This is a genomic window from uncultured Marixanthomonas sp. (genome assembly GCF_963974425.1).
Classification (GTDB): Bacteria; Bacteroidota; Bacteroidia; order Flavobacteriales; family Flavobacteriaceae; genus Marixanthomonas.
On the sequence record NZ_CAXBCK010000005.1, the window covers coordinates 1 to 15,640 of the forward strand.

14 protein-coding genes and 1 pseudogene are annotated in these 15,640 nt (G+C 36.7%); 13 read left to right on the forward strand and 2 right to left on the reverse strand.

What is annotated here, in order from left to right; translation table 11 throughout:
- Positions 1–509 (reverse strand): annotated as a pseudogene (locus AACZ92_RS02040) (DNA polymerase III subunit delta'); the annotation flags it as partial.
- Positions 510–630: 121 nt separating this feature from the next.
- Here AACZ92_RS02040 and AACZ92_RS02045 point away from each other — a divergent pair.
- The 3 genes from AACZ92_RS02045 to AACZ92_RS02055 all read left to right on the forward strand — a co-directional run bounded on the left by AACZ92_RS02045 (position 631) and on the right by AACZ92_RS02055 (position 4,480).
- The gene (locus AACZ92_RS02045; protein WP_339696485.1) at positions 631–1,818 is read left to right on the forward strand and encodes a phosphoglycerate kinase; all 1,188 of its coding nucleotides are present in this window, start codon (positions 631–633) and stop codon (positions 1,816–1,818) included.
- A gap of 112 nt (positions 1,819–1,930) precedes the next feature.
- On the forward strand, positions 1,931–3,481 hold the full coding sequence (locus AACZ92_RS02050) for a LysM peptidoglycan-binding domain-containing protein (protein ID WP_339696488.1): 1,551 nt from the start codon (positions 1,931–1,933) through the stop codon (positions 3,479–3,481).
- Positions 3,482–3,502: 21 nt separating this feature from the next.
- Positions 3,503–4,480 carry a DUF4837 family protein gene (locus AACZ92_RS02055; protein WP_339696491.1) on the forward strand — a complete coding sequence of 326 codons (978 nt, stop codon included), beginning with the start codon at positions 3,503–3,505 and terminating at the stop codon, positions 4,478–4,480.
- 79 nt (positions 4,481–4,559) lie between these two features.
- On the opposite strand, the gene tatA is transcribed toward AACZ92_RS02055, so the two are convergent.
- Positions 4,560–4,751 carry a twin-arginine translocase TatA/TatE family subunit gene (gene tatA, locus AACZ92_RS02060; RefSeq protein WP_339696494.1) on the reverse strand — a complete coding sequence of 64 codons (192 nt, stop codon included), beginning with the start codon at positions 4,749–4,751 and terminating at the stop codon, positions 4,560–4,562.
- Positions 4,752–4,868: 117 nt separating this feature from the next.
- Here tatA and AACZ92_RS02065 point away from each other — a divergent pair, with 117 nt between their 5' ends.
- From AACZ92_RS02065 to wecC, 10 genes are read left to right on the forward strand one after another with little or no spacing between them, the layout of a single operon-like run.
- On the forward strand, positions 4,869–5,735 hold the full coding sequence (locus tag AACZ92_RS02065) for a M23 family metallopeptidase (protein WP_339696497.1): 867 nt from the start codon (positions 4,869–4,871) through the stop codon (positions 5,733–5,735).
- A 6-nt stretch (positions 5,736–5,741) separates the two neighbouring features.
- Complete coding sequence (locus AACZ92_RS02070) at positions 5,742–7,235, forward strand: GH3 auxin-responsive promoter family protein (protein ID WP_339696499.1); 1,494 nt, start codon at positions 5,742–5,744, stop codon at positions 7,233–7,235.
- 21 nt (positions 7,236–7,256) lie between these two features.
- Positions 7,257–8,942: a hypothetical protein gene (locus AACZ92_RS02075; RefSeq protein WP_339696502.1), complete on the forward strand. Its 1,686-nt coding sequence runs from the start codon at positions 7,257–7,259 to the stop codon at positions 8,940–8,942.
- A gap of 13 nt (positions 8,943–8,955) precedes the next feature.
- On the forward strand, positions 8,956–9,951 hold the full coding sequence (locus AACZ92_RS02080) for a hypothetical protein (RefSeq protein ID WP_339696505.1): 996 nt from the start codon (positions 8,956–8,958) through the stop codon (positions 9,949–9,951).
- 57 nt (positions 9,952–10,008) lie between these two features.
- Positions 10,009–11,025 carry a dTDP-glucose 4,6-dehydratase gene (gene rfbB / locus AACZ92_RS02085; RefSeq protein ID WP_339696508.1) on the forward strand — a complete coding sequence of 339 codons (1,017 nt, stop codon included), beginning with the start codon at positions 10,009–10,011 and terminating at the stop codon, positions 11,023–11,025.
- Positions 11,022–11,879, forward strand: a complete 858-nt coding sequence (gene rfbA, locus AACZ92_RS02090; protein WP_339696511.1) for a glucose-1-phosphate thymidylyltransferase RfbA — start codon at positions 11,022–11,024, stop codon at positions 11,877–11,879. The genes rfbB and rfbA overlap by 4 nt, the downstream gene beginning before the upstream one ends.
- Position 11,880: 1 nt before the next feature.
- Entirely contained in the window at positions 11,881–12,426 is a 546-nt protein-coding gene (gene rfbC / locus AACZ92_RS02095) for a dTDP-4-dehydrorhamnose 3,5-epimerase (protein ID WP_339696514.1), read from the forward strand.
- Positions 12,423–13,271 carry a dTDP-4-dehydrorhamnose reductase gene (gene rfbD / locus AACZ92_RS02100; RefSeq protein WP_339696517.1) on the forward strand — a complete coding sequence of 283 codons (849 nt, stop codon included), beginning with the start codon at positions 12,423–12,425 and terminating at the stop codon, positions 13,269–13,271. The genes rfbC and rfbD overlap by 4 nt, the downstream gene beginning before the upstream one ends.
- Positions 13,272–13,273: 2 nt before the next feature.
- Positions 13,274–14,398 (forward strand): UDP-N-acetylglucosamine 2-epimerase (non-hydrolyzing), encoded by a 1,125-nt coding sequence (wecB, locus tag AACZ92_RS02105; RefSeq protein WP_339696520.1) that lies wholly within the window; start codon positions 13,274–13,276, stop codon positions 14,396–14,398.
- A gap of 3 nt (positions 14,399–14,401) precedes the next feature.
- A complete protein-coding gene (gene wecC / locus AACZ92_RS02110) occupies positions 14,402–15,619 on the forward strand; it encodes a UDP-N-acetyl-D-mannosamine dehydrogenase (protein ID WP_339696523.1) in 1,218 nt (405 codons plus the stop codon).
- Positions 15,620–15,640: the final 21 nt, after the last annotated feature.

The following is a 15,640-nucleotide window of genomic DNA, read 5'->3' on the forward strand; positions in this document are numbered from 1 at the left end:
ATTTTATTGGCACATTGGGTATTCATTTTTTCGGCCATCCAAATAATCATCACTTTATGGCCGCCTTCATAGGCTTTCAATGACAGCTTTTTCATTATATCGGCTGCTTCATCAACCTTAATAGTCCCTTGTTTCTTTTCAATTCCTAATTTTTGAAGCCATTGAAACAGTGATCCGTAAGGATTTTCTTTCATAAACTCCCGCCATTCTTCACTAAAATTATCGGAAACTGGATGTTTTTTTACCTTGTCATTGGTGTTAACCGGATACACAAAATGCAGGTCTGGATGTGCTAGCTTTGCTATCTGTTGGGAACATTTGTTATAAGCAGCTGAATCTTGTTCATAATTGGTGCATAAAATTGCGCCAGCATACGCTATTGCTGCAGGTAAGACACCCGTTCCAGCCTTGCCTATAAAGAGCTGAGCGTGTGGAATACGCCCATTTTCAATCGTGGTAAGCAAGTGGGATTGCAGGTGTTTTTGACCAATAAGTTCTGAAAAATCCATACGCAAAGCTACATATTTTTTCTTCGGAAATTTTAAACAAAATAACCACAGAAGTATGCCCTGTTAATCGTTTCAGCATTGCCGTTTAAAAAACTATATTTGCAACTGTAAAATTTCAAGTATGAAAACAGTAAAAGATGTAAACTTTAAAGGAAAAAGGGTATTAATTCGTGTAGATTTTAATGTACCGTTAAATGATGACCACGAAGTAACAGATATTACCCGGATTGAAGCTGCAAAACCAACTATAATTAACGTTTTGGAAGATGAAGGAAGTTGTATTTTAATGTCGCATTTAGGTCGCCCGAAAAACAAAGAAGCAGAATTTTCTTTACAGCACGTGGTAGATGCCGCGACTAATACTCTAGGAGTAACCGTAAAGTTTGTAAATGACTGTATTGGAGAAACAGTAGAACAAGCTGTTGAGAATTTAAAATCTGGTGAAATTTTATTGCTTGAAAACCTTCGGTATCACGATGAAGAAAAACAAGGGGATCGTACTTTTGCTGAAAAATTAGCCAAATTAGGCGACTATTACGTAAATGATGCCTTTGGAACTGCGCACCGAGCTCATGCTTCAACTGCTGTGATAGCTGAGTTTTTTCCGGAAAATAAATGTTTTGGATTACTGTTAGCTTCAGAAATCGAAAATGTAAATAAAGTATTGACTGACGGAAAACCTCCTGTGACTGCCATAATCGGTGGGGCTAAAGTTTCTTCAAAGATTACTGTAATTGAAAACATTTTAGATAAAATTGATCATCTAATTATAGGTGGTGGCATGGCATTTACTTTTGTAAAAGCCCAAGGCGGAAAGGTGGGTGCTTCCTTAGTGGAAGAAGACAAACAAGAATTGGCACTTGAAATCCTGAAAAAAGCAAAAGATAAAGGTGTAGCTATACATTTACCGTCCGATGCTATTATTGCCGATAGTTTTTCTGAAATGGCAACGACCGATGTTAGTGACATCGATACGATTCCTGAAGGATGGATGGGCTTAGATGCTGGTCCTAAATCGAATGAATTATTTGCTTCCGTTATTTCAGAGTCTAAAACCATACTTTGGAACGGTCCCGCCGGTGTTTTTGAAATGGAACCTTTTGCTAAAGGAACCATTAATCTAGGTAACGCTATTGCCGAAGCTACCAAAAATGGTGCATTTTCACTTGTAGGTGGAGGTGATTCGGTAGCTGCAGTAAAAAAGTTTAACTTCTCTGATAAGGTAAGCTATGTATCTACCGGAGGTGGTGCTATGCTTGAAATGCTAGAAGGAAAAACCCTTCCCGGAATTAAAGCCATTAGAGAATAAAACTCTATCAAAATCGTTAAAACAAAGGAATAAATATTAAAATTAGTTGTCCATTTTTTCCTTTTGTGTATTTTTAATAATATTTTAAGCTTAACCCCAGGCTATTAAGACTATGAAAAAACTCCTTTTTGTTTCAAGCATATTAGTATTCGGATTATGTACTTCGTATGCTCAAGATAAACCAATCGATTCTCTCAAGAAAAAAAATCTACAAGTAATAGATTCTATAACCGTACAAAAAATAACTGGAGATTTACCTAAAACTGTCGTTGCCACTCAAGTGAAAGATACGATGGTTTTTTCATTAGAAGATATGGCAAATGCCAGAAAAGTGGATAGTCTTTGGTTGCAAGAGTTATTTTCCACTGGTCGTTTTGAAGAAATGTATGGTACGGTCCAAAACCAAACCTACGATCCGCTTCCTTATAAGGAGGTTCCTACCGAAGTTTTAAAACAACGTTTGGCCGAATTAAATGCCCGTACTCCTTTTAATGTAGAATATAATACATCCTTAGAAAGGGTGATAAACGGCTACTTAAAAAATCGCCGAAACAGCCTATCCAGACTGATGTCGTTAAGTGATTATTACTTTCCTATGTTTGAGGAACAGTTGGACCGGTATGGTTTGCCTTTAGAAATGAAATACCTCGCTATAGTAGAATCTGCTTTAGATCCTCGAGCGGTTTCTCGGGTAGGAGCAACAGGTCTTTGGCAATTTATGTTTAGCACGGGTAAAATGTTCGGTTTAGACGTAAACTCTTATGTGGATGAGCGTTCAGACCCTACTATGGCTACTGAAGCAGCTAGCAAATATCTTTTCAGTTTATATAATAGTTTAGAAGATTGGGATCTTGCATTAGCGGCTTATAATTCAGGTCCCGGAAATGTAGCAAAAGCGATTCGTCGTTCTGGAGGCAAGAGAAACTACTGGAATATTCGCAGTTATCTTCCACGTGAAACGGCGGGGTATGTACCAGCTTTCTTAGCAACCATGTATATTTTTGAATATGCTGATGAACTTGGTTTAAAAAGTTCTGGTCCACAGGTTCCCTTTATTGCTACTGATACTGTTAAGGTAAAGAAGATGATAACTTTTGATCAAATTGCTGAAATTACATCTATTCCAAAGGAAGAAATTGAGTATTTAAATCCATCGTATAAATTAGGAATTATCCCTGTTATTAAAGATGAAAACTATGTGCTACGCCTTCCTATTGATCAAATAGGAAAATTTGTAACTCATGAAGAGGCGATTTATGCGTACGCTGAAAAAAAATTAAACGAACGTGAAAAGCCTTTAGACGATGTAAAGGACCACCCAGAACGTATTCGATATCGAGTACGAAGCGGTGATTATCTAGGTAAAATTGCTGAACGATACGGTGTGGGCGTGAGTCAAATAAAACGATGGAACGGCCTTAGAAGCAACAGGTTGCGAGTGGGGCAACGTTTAACAATTCACCCCCGAAAACCAGTAGGCGGATCTTCAAAAACAACTGCTTCAACTAATAATGTGAAGCTATATACGGTTAGAAATGGAGACTCATTATGGAGCATATCTCAAAAATTTCCTGGAGTTACCGTTGAAAAAATTAAAAATTGGAACGATATTAGTGGTACTAACTTAAAGCCAGGAATGAAATTAAAAATTCAAAAAGGCTAAAGAACCAACAAAAACACTATTATGAAAACAATGTACATCGCTTTTCTAGCGGTTTTTATACTATTCTCTTGCAACGACTCAGGGAAAAAGGACACTTCGTATCGCCCTAATTCCGTTGGAAACATTAATAACTTACAAGTTGTTATCGACAACGATTTATGGAATGGTCCTGTTGGGGAAGAAATAAGAACGTATTTTGCAGCTCCAACCGACGGTTTACCTCAAGACGAGCCTTTGTTTACGATGAACCAAATGCCGGTTTCAACTTTTACCGATTTTGCTCGAACCAATCGTATTTTTCTTCACGTGAGTTTAGGAAAGGAAAGCAAAGTGAAAATTGCCAAAAATGAATATGCTAGACCACAAGTAGGTGCTATTATCACTGCTACTTCAGAAGAAGAATTAATCAAATTAATTGAGCAAAAACACGAACAAATAATTGAAGCCTTTCACGCTTCAGAAATAAAAGAACGCCAACGCCGTACCAAGGTATCAATGATGGACACTGATTCACTTAAAGAGCGATTCGGAGTTAGTTTAAAAGTTCCTTCTGCCTATCGCCTTGCCAATTCAAGCGATGATTTTTATTGGTTGCGGAAAAACTTAAAATCTGGAACAACAAATATTTTAATCTACACAGTGCCATTGAATACTATAACTAATGATAGTATGGCAGTAAGCCAGATTATTAAAATGCGCGACTCGATTGGCGGTGGCTATTTACCTGTCGAAGATGAAGGCCGTTTTATAACTGAAGATGCCTACGCTCCCTATCTTTTTAAATCTGAAATAGATGGCCATTTTGCTTACGAGACGAAAGGTACTTGGGAAGTGAAAGGTGCCTTTATGGGAGGTCCTTTTGTAAATTTTGCTATAAAAGATGAAGAACGCGACCGGTATTTAATACTGGAAGGATTTACATACGCACCGTCCGTAGAAAAAAGGGATTTACAGTTTGAGTTGGAGTCTATTTTACGATCTGCGAAGCTTACTAACTAAGTTAAAAGAGACATTAACTAAAAACCCGCTACTTTCATAAAAAGCAGCGGGTTTTTAATTTTTTAATACTAGAGAAGGATTAATTTTTGTCCTCTACGTGTTTAGTTTCTTCATTTTCGTCTTTAGAAGCGTCCTTAAATTCTTTAATTCCGCTACCCAGACCTCGCATTAATTCTGGTATTTTACGTCCGCCAAACAATAGCAAAACGACCAATACTATTAAAACAATTTGCCAAGGGCCTATAGCAAGGGGTAAAAAGAGTGCAATCATCATATAAAATTTTATAAGGCAAAGGTAACAAGAATTCCTTACATAAAACGTTTTCAGTATAAGTTTAGTGCAGGAGGGCGCAAGATTGTTTTATATTTGTACTAGCAAGTTGATACCATGGCTAAAAAAGAAAAAAGAACAAAAAAGATAAAAAAGAAGCTGTTGCACAAATACCGGTTGGTTGTGCTTAATGAGGACACATTTGAAGAACGCTTCTCCTTTAAGTTAAACCGGTTAAATGTATTTGTATTTAGTGTTATTTCTGCTTTACTTTTAATTGCCGGAACCACCGTATTAATTGCTTTTACACCCCTTCGGGAATACATTCCAGGCTATTCTTCAACCAAATTGAAGCAACGTGCCACTCGTTTAACCTACAAAACAGACTCTATACAGCGCGAACTAGACATAAATAACCAATACCTTGCTTCGATACGAAAAGTCCTCACAGGTGACGTTAAAACGGTTCATTTTAATAAAGATTCTATTCTCAATGCCGCTAGTGTGGATGCTTCGGAAGTAGATTTATCTGCCTCAAAAGAAGATTCATTATTACGAGAAAAAGTGTCGCAAGAAGATAAATACAATCCATTGTTGAGTGATTCGGGGATAAACTACGTACTGTTTGCCCCTGTGAAAGGGAGAATTTCTCAAGTTTACAATCCAGCTGAAAAACATTATGCCGTTGATATTGTTACGGTTAAAAACGCTCCAGTAAAGGCCATTGCAGATGGAACGGTAATTTTTGCCGAATGGACTGCCGAAACGGGCTATGTTATGCTCATTAAACACCGCAACGATTTGCTCTCCGTTTACAAACACAATGCCTCTTTGACCAAAGAACAAGGAGAATTTGTAAAAGCGGGGGAGGTAATATCTACAGTAGGCAGCACAGGAGAACTCACTACAGGTCCGCACCTCCATTTCGAGCTATGGCGTGACGGTTACCCTATCAACCCAACAAATTTTATAGATTTTGAATAGCAAATTATGTTTATAAAATCCTTAGCAGCTAAAATTTTCGCAAAAATTGTTGTTTCCAAAATTAGAAAATGGTCACAAAATCCGGTAAAGACCCAGCAAAAAGTATTTAAAACCCTTATTTCTGAAGCAAAAAACACCGCCTTTGGAAAAGATCATAATTTTGATGCTATTCAATCCCCTGCCGATTATGCACAAAAAGTTCCCATTCGGGATTACGAAGAACTAAAACCGTATGTAGATCGGGTTGTGTTAGGTGAAGAAAATATTTTATGGCCCGGCAAACCACTCTATTTCGCTAAAACCTCCGGAACTACTAGCGGAGCGAAATACATCCCTATAACCAAAGAATCAATGCCACATCACGTGGAAGCCGCCCGGAACGCTATCCTTAGCTACATACACGAAACCGGAAACGCCGATTTTGTAGATGGAAAAATGATTTTTTTACAAGGAAGCCCCGAAATGACAGAAAAAAATGGGATTAAACTAGGAAGGCTTTCTGGTATTGTGGCGCATTATGTTCCTGCATACCTTCAAAAAAACCGCATGCCAAGCTGGGAGACCAATTGTATAGACGATTGGGAAACTAAAGTCGATGCCATTGTAGAAGAAACCAAAGCAGAGAATATGACTGTGATAAGTGGTATTCCGTCTTGGGTACAGATGTATTTTGAGCGATTACGAGCAAATACCGGAAAAGACGTGGGCGATCTTTTTAAAAACTTTCAATTGTTTATTTACGGCGGTGTAAATTACGAGCCGTACCGAGCCAAATTTGAATCATTGATAGGGCGAAAAGTAGATAGTATTGAACTTTTTCCTGCTTCGGAAGGGTTTTTTGCCTTTCAAGATAAGCAAGATGCCAATGGGATGTTGTTACTACTCGATTCAGGTATTTTTTATGAATTTATTGAAGCCGAACACTTTTTCGATGAAAACCCCGATCGGCTTACTATTGGTGATGTGAAAATAGGTGTTAATTATGTAATGGTTGTTTCAACCAACGCAGGGTTATGGGCCTATAACGTGGGTGATACTATTCAGTTTACTTCCACAAAACCGTATCGGGTAATTGTTTCAGGAAGGATTAAACATTTTATTTCGGCATTTGGAGAACATGTGATTGGGAAAGAAGTAGAACAAGCTATGCAAGAAGCGATAAAGCAACATGGGTTTTCCATTTCAGAATTTACAGTCGCTCCGCAAACCAATCCAGAAGAAGGGTTACCGTATCACGAATGGTTTATCGAGTTTGAAAGCGAGCCTGAATCACTTCAGAAAATAGAAAATACCATAAATAAAGCGATGCAACAACAAAATTCGTATTATCTTGATTTAATTGAAGGGAAAATATTGCAACCTCTTCAAATTCGTCAACTTAAAAAAGATAGTTTCACTCAGTATATGAAATCGCAAGGAAAATTAGGAGGCCAAAATAAATTGCCGAGGCTTGCTAACGACCGAAAAATCGCTGAACAACTCATTTCTTTACAAGATTGAAATTAATGTATATTTGCAGCAATGAGAAAATTGAAGCCACATAATAGAACTCGCGCCCAAGAAAGCACTAGCGCTATAGAACGATTGTATATAACGATGCGCCACTTATTTAATCGAGGGTTCTATAAACCTATGGGAGTTTCTGGTGAAACTTTGCGAGAATCATTGTTAACGCTCCGTCCAGAAATTTACGGTTCTATTTCCGAAGATAAAATAGAATTACAAGGTCTGTTATACGTAATAGATAGGCTTCCCACAGGAATTGAAGAATGTCGATTCATTAATTTGACCAGTGATGAAGGCTATAAAAACTCGCATTTTAAAACCATTATCCCTTCAAAAAGACGCAGAAACTGTTATCGTATTGATGAAGAGCAAATGAATATAGAAGTAACGCGGGGACGATCAGAAATCTATGATGTACTCACACACCTTACTTTTCTATATGTTGAATCTCACAAGATTATGAAACATATCATGATCGATGAAAAAGGGAAAGTAATTCGTGATTGGACAAAACTTGAGCAAGCTATTCAGAAAAAAGATGAATTAACTAAAGAAGAAAAGGAAATAGCGTTAACACATACCGCAAACTTTTTGGGTAGAACTTTTGAAGAAGTAAATGATGTATATCCACAGTTTGCGACAAAAGAAGATCCACATCGATTTTTAAACATCATCTATTATTTAGGAAAATTAGCCCTTGATGAGGTGGTTAATAACAATAAACGTATTATTACCTTCAGTCCTGTATTGCGGGAACGGTTGGGGCATCATATTCATGGAGAAAAATGGGCCTTAAAAATTAAGCAAGCTCTTGAGGGTAAAGATCTATTGAAAAGACCACTACACGTTATAAGTGCGAATATGCACAGTGTTATGAATACGTTGTATGCAAACTCCGCTTTAACTTCAGAAGCAAAAAAGAAGCAACCTTTACAACTTTTTGAATCTTTAAGTAACCCAGCCAACGGGAAATTACGTGATAAAGTGACCAAAATGGCCTTAAAAAACGGAATGACGTTTATTGATGATGATAGTGGGGCCAACATTGATGTACAGGTGTTTGATTCGGATAAATTTCCGGATTCATTATATAATGCTAAAGAAGTTGAAACAAAGGATAAACCTGTTATTATCGTAATGGACTATGCCTTTGGTGAACAAGCTTATGAAACAATGGATGAGTTGCTGAAACCTTACCAAGACAGTACAGGTAATTCACATTTTTTAAATGTAGCTTCGGTTTCGATTATGGGGAAAGCAGGTATTTTAGAAGGAGGAAAAGGTGATATTATGATTCCTTCAGCTCACGTATTTGAAGGGACAGCAGATAATTATCCATTTGATAACCAACTGAATATATCAGATTTTAGAGAGGAAAATGTAAACGTATGTACTGGAGCGATGATAACAGTTTTAGGGACATCGCTTCAAAACAGAGATGTGTTGCGTTTTTTCCACGAATCTACCTGGAATGTAATAGGGCTAGAAATGGAAGGAGCACATTATCAAAAAGCCATCCAGGCGGCAGCTAAAATAAGGGGAAGCATTAGCTCGAAAGTACAAGTGCGATATGCGTATTACGCATCGGACAACCCTTTAGAAACAGGAAGCACATTAGCTTCCGGTGGATTAGGCACTAGTGGTGTAAAACCGACCTATTTAATTACTGAAAAAATTATAAAACAAATTTTAGACCAATAATACGCTATAGATTATGAGCAATCAAACCACCAATTCTTCCGAAGAAATAGATTTATTTTATCTCTTTAGTTTAGTAGGCAATTTTTTTAAAAAATGCTTTATTGCTGCCTATCGTTTTATCATTTTTTTACTCAAAAACTGGATTATTCTATTAGCGCTTATTATCGTAGGGGTTTTAGCGGGATACTTTTTACAGAAGGATGTTGAAAACTCTAAAGAGGCAAATGCCTTAATTCGTATTAACTTTAATACAGGGAGTTACGTGTATGACGCTATCGATTTGTTAAATGATAAGATTAAAAATAACGATTCATTGTTCCTTGAAAAATCAGGCCTATGGAAGGAAAAATCGTTACTTAAAAAAGTAGAAATTAAACCGGTTGTAAATTTTAATGACTTAACTGAGATATATGGTACTGACAACAGAACGTTAGGACTATTAATTGAGAGTTATGAATTTGAAGGAGAAAATAATTTAAGCGAGTCCTTTAATAAAGACTACTTATATCATAATTTGGAAATTGATTTATCTTCAAAAGCTACACACGAAGCTATAGATAATGTTATAAGCTACATTAATGATAATAAGCTTCTTACATCACTTAAAAAGGAAGCGGTAGCCATTATTATCAATAAAATTGAGACCAATGAAGAAACCATCTCTCAAATAAATGCTATATTAAATGCATATGGAGCTCAGCAAGTCTCTGGTGTTAGTTCAAATCAAGTAATACTTGATAAAGATTTAACAGGAGTAATTGAAAAGAAAAATCAATTATTACTTACCAATGAAGAACTTAGGGAGAATTTGGTGCTCTCTAACGATATTACAGTGTTGGTAAACAAATCAAATCTTATTGAAAAATACTCTGGAATATTAGGTAATAAAATGATTGTATATCCTATTCTGTTAATACTCCTTTTCTTATTGTTTGCATTGCTAATAAGAGCTTTTAACTATGCTAAAAAATTAGCCCAAAAAGAAGATGCTGAAAAACAAAATATATAGCGGATATAATAAAGAAAACCTTGTTAAAAATCATTTAGATTAATCTAAAAAAATATTTTGAATAACGATAATATACTGATTACCGGAGGGGCAGGTTTTATTGGGTCTATTTTTACCCAGTATTACCTTAACAACACAAGTAACGAAGTTTTTGTGCTTGACAAGCTTACCTATGCTGGTAATTTAAAAAATTTAGAGACTGTTTCGCAGCTTCCAAACTATCATTTTATCGAAGGGGATATTTGCGATAAAAAGTTTTTGAAAACACTTTTTGAAAAACACCAATTTCAAAAAGTGATTCATTTTGCGGCAGAATCGCATGTAGATAATTCCATTACCGGCCCGGCAGCTTTTATTGAAACTAATATAAATGGAACCTTTAACTTATTACACCAAGCTTATACCACCTGGATGGAAGGACCAAACCGGTTAAAAGAATCCTTTAAAAAGGCTCGCTTTCTTCACGTTTCCACCGATGAGGTATATGGAACCTTAGGAAAAACAGGGTTGTTTACCGAGCAAACACCTTATGCTCCTAATAGTCCGTATAGTGCATCAAAAGCATCCTCAGATTTTATTGTAAGAAGTTATTTCCACACCTATGGCATGCCAGTTGTAACTACAAATTGCTCTAATAACTATGGACCCAACCAACATAAAGAGAAATTAATTCCTACAATCATTAGGAAAGCCATTTCAGGCGAACCCATCCCAATTTATGGCGACGGTAAAAACGTACGTGATTGGTTATATGTAGAAGATCATTGCAAAGGCATTGAATTAGCTTTAGAAAAAGGCAAACTTGGGGAAACCTATAACATTGGCGGTCGGAATGAACGAGAAAATCTATACATCGCACATACTATTTGTGATATTTTAGATAATTTGAAACCAAATGATGTTTCCTATAAAAAACAAATCACTTTTGTGACCGATAGACCGGGACACGATTTTAGATATGCCATAGATGCTTCAAAAATTGAAAATGAATTGGGTTGGAAAGCAGAAGAAAATTTTGAAAGCGGTATAAAAAAGACCATTGAATGGTATTTAAAAAATACAGATAGATTATGAAAGGAATCATATTGGCGGGAGGTTCAGGAACACGCTTACACCCATTAACGCTTGCTGTAAGCAAACAGTTGATGCCGGTTTATGATAAACCCATGATTTACTATCCTTTGTCAACCCTTATGCACGCAGGAATACGTGAAATATTAATTATTTCGACACCTGAAGATTTGCCATTGTTTGAAAAGCTATTGGGTGATGGTTCAAAATACGGCTGTGATTTCCAATATGCAGTACAAGATGAGCCCAATGGCCTTGCCGAAGCATTTATAATAGGAAAAGAGTTTATAGGTAAAGAAAAAGTAGCTTTAATATTAGGCGATAATATTTTCTACGGAAGCGGATTAAAAGAACTATTACAATCCAATAATAACCCTGATGGTGGTATTATTTACGCCTATCACGTGCACGATCCCGAACGGTATGGCGTGGTAGAATTCGATAAAAACGGAACAGCACTTTCTATTGAAGAGAAACCAAAACAAGCAAAATCTAATTACGCGGTACCGGGTATTTATTTTTATGATAACAGCGTTGTTGAGATAGCAGCAAGCATAAAACCTAGCGATCGAGGTGAACTAGAAATCACTGATGTGAACAACGCTTACCTAAATCAAGGAAAATTAAGTGTTAGCATATTAGATAAAGGGACGGCTTGGCTAGACACTGGTACATTTGCCTCTTTAATGCAAGCCGCTCAATTTGTGGAAGTGATCGAAGAACGGCAAGGGTTAAAAATTGGCGCTATTGAAGAAGCTGCTTACGAGATGGGCTACATTGATAAAGATCAATTAATAAAACTTGCCCAACCATTACTAAAAAGCGGATACGGGAATCACTTAATGCAACTTGATTAATTTGGAACTACAACAAACAATACTAAAAGACTGTTTTATCTTAAAGCCCCATATTTTTGAAGATGAAAGGGGTTTTTTTTCTGAAACTTATAATAAACAAACCTTTAAAGAAGCAACGAGCCTGAATATCGATTTTGTTCAGGACAATCAATCTGTTTCTACGTATGGTGTTTTGAGAGGCTTACATTTTCAACGAGGGCCTATGGCACAAAGCAAATTGGTTCGTGTGGTAAAAGGGAAAGTTCTGGATATTATTGTTGATATCAGAAAAGATTCTGAAACTTTCGGAAAACACATCAGCGTAATTCTTGACGATGTAGAACAAAAACAATTATTTGTTCCTAGAGGTTTTGCACATGGTTTTATCACACTTTCTGAAACTTCTGTTTTTGCCTATAAATGTGATAATTTTTATGATAAAACTTCAGAAGGAGGAATTATCTATAATGACGCAACCTTAGCGCTAGACTGGCATCTGCCTAAAGAGGATTTAATCATTTCAGAAAAAGATAAACAACTTCCCGCATTTAAGGAAGCGATTTTATGATAAGCGTATTAGTAACAGGTGCAAACGGACAATTGGGAAGGTGTTTACAAGATGCCTCAGAGAAATATCCACAACTAAATTTTTTCTTTGCTTCGCGAAACCAACTTGATATTGAAGATCAAGCTGCGGTTACCGCTCTTTTTTCAGAAAAGAAATTTGATTACTGCATCAATACCGCAGCCTATACAAATGTTGAAAAAGCTGAAAGCGAAGAAAAAAAAGCGTTTAACAGCAATGCAGAAACTGTAAAAAATTTAGCATTGACCTGTAAAGCCTCCAAAGCCACATTAATCCACATTTCGACAGATTATGTTTTTGACGGAAAGAAAACAACCCCGTATATAGAAAGCGATGCCACGAATCCGATTAATGTATATGGTGCTTCAAAATGGAAAGGAGAACAATACATTCAAGAGACTTGCATCAAGTATTTCATATTTAGAACCTCGTGGTTATATTCTACCTACGGACATAATTTTTTAAACTCCATTCTTAAGTTCGCCAAGGAGCGGAAAGCAATTAGTATCACGACCGAGCAAACAGGAGCTCCTACCAATGCCAATGATTTGGCAAGTGTATTATTGCAAGTTATTGCTTCAGAAAACAAAAAATACGGTTTATATCATTATAGCAATACTGGGGAAGCTACTTGGTACGATTTTGCCAAAGCCATTATTGACTATTCCAATCAAAATCATGCGATAAAACTTGCCAAAACAGACCATTATCCTACTTTTGCAGCACGGCCCAAGTACAGTGTGCTGAATACTGAAAAAACAGTAAAAAATATAAACGTGCAAAAAAAGCATTGGAAAGAAAGCCTCAAAACTATTTTGAAAAACTGATTATGAAGAAAAAAAACCTAATTGTATTTGGAACACGTCCTGAAGCTATAAAAATGGCTCCTTTAGTGTTGGAGTTTTTAAGTACTTCGGAGTTTGAAACTAAAGTATGCGTAACGGCTCAGCACCGTGAAATGCTAGACCAGGTGTTAGATTTTTTCGAAATTACCCCCGATTACGATCTTGATGTGATGAAACCGAACCAAAATCTCTACAGCTTGACCGCTACCATTATTGAAGGGATGAAACCTGTTTTGGAAGATTTTCAGCCTGATTATGTATATGTGCACGGCGATACCACCACGTCTATGGCAGTCGGTATTGCAGGTTTTTACAGCGGTGCAAAAGTGTGTCACGTAGAAGCAGGTTTACGAACCTTTGATAGACAATATCCTTTCCCAGAAGAGTTTAATAGACAATTAACGGGAAAAATAGCCAACTATCACTTTGCTCCTACAAATCTTTCCAAAGAAAATTTATTGACTGAAAATACTTCAGAAAAAAATATTTTAGTCACGGGAAACACAGTTATTGACGCTTTGCTATACGGAATCGACAAAGTAAATGCAGCAAATTTCAAGGATGACGAAATTGAAATGCTGAAAGAGAAATTAAATCTTGAAAAAAAGATAATTTTAGTAACGGGGCATCGCCGGGAAAATCATGGAGAGGGCTTGTTGAATATATGCAAAGCGCTGAAAGAAATAGCTCTAGCAAATAAAGACGTTCAAATAATTTATCCAGTTCATTTAAATCCAAATGTAAAAGGTCCCGTCCATGAGTTATTAGCTGGAGTGGACAACATTATTTTGGTACAACCGTTAGCCTACCCTGCTTTTATATGGCTAATGGAAAAATCATATTTAATCATTACCGATAGCGGCGGTATACAAGAAGAAGCCCCTAGTTTAGGTAAACCGGTATTAGTAACTAGAACTACCACCGAGCGACCCGAAGCAGTAGAAGAAGGTACGGTATTTCTTGTTGGTACCGATTCAGATAAAATAACTACTGAAACACATAAATTACTAAACGATCAAGAATATTATAATGGAATGAGCTTGCGTCACAATCCTTACGGGGATGGAAAATCAACGCAACGCATAATTTCATATATAAAAGAACTATAAAACATGGAACATAAACCAAGCGTAGTGATGATGGGGTTGGGATACATAGGCCTTCCCACAGCCGCTTTGATAGCGAGTAGAGGTCTAAAAGTAACTGGCGTTGACATTCGCGAAGATGTGGTTAAAACTATAAATCAAGGAAAAATACATATTGTAGAGCCCGATTTGGATGGGCTTGTGCATCACGTGGTAAAAGAAAACCATTTAAAAGCAGCCACAAAACCAGTGGAAGCAGATGTGTATTTAATAGCTGTTCCCACGCCTTTTAAAGACAATCACGTACCTGATTTAAGCTATGTGCTCTCTGCAACTAAAAACTTAATTCCTACTTTAAAAAAAGGTGCATTGGTGATATTGGAGTCTACTAGTCCAGTTGGAACCACTGAGAAGGTACAAAAACTCATTTTTGAAGAACGTCCCGACCTAAAAGGACACATTCACATAGCGTATTGTCCGGAACGTGTATTGCCTGGTAATGTGCTGCACGAATTAAAACATAACGATCGTGCCATTGGAGGTATTAATAAAGATGCTACGGAAAAAGCCATTGCTTTTTATAAACATTTTGTAGTAGGCGAGCTTCACGCAACCAATGCCAAAACTGCCGAAATGGTAAAACTGGTGGAAAATGCTTCTCGTGACAACCAAATTGCCTTCGCCAACGAACTTTCAGTAATTTGTGACAAAGCGGGTATCAACGTTTGGGAGATGATTAATTTGGCCAATAAACACCCGCGAGTTAATATTTTAAAGCCTGGTACAGGTGTGGGGGGACATTGTATTGCGGTAGATCCTTGGTTTATTGTTTCGGAATTTCCAGAAGAAAGTGGCCTGATTAAAAAATCGCGTGAAACCAACAATTACAAAACCGAGTGGGTACTCGAAAAGATAAAGAATAAAGCATTGGCTTTTAAGATTGAAAATGATCGCGACGCCAAAATTGCCTGTATGGGCCTTGCTTTTAAACCTGATATTGACGATTTACGGGAATCTCCAGCACTATACGTAGCTGAAACTCTAAGGAAAGAAGCTTTTTCAACCTTAGATGTAGAGCCTAACCTAAAAGAAGGTGATACACGCGATTTAACGACTGTTTCTGATGCGATAAATCAAGCTGATATTATTGTGTTTTTAGTAGCGCATACAGCATTTAAAACGCTTGATATAGATGCTTCAAAAGAGGTGTTGGATTTTTGTGGGGTGAGGCAAAAACAAAATTGATTGTATAATTAAATTACGCAA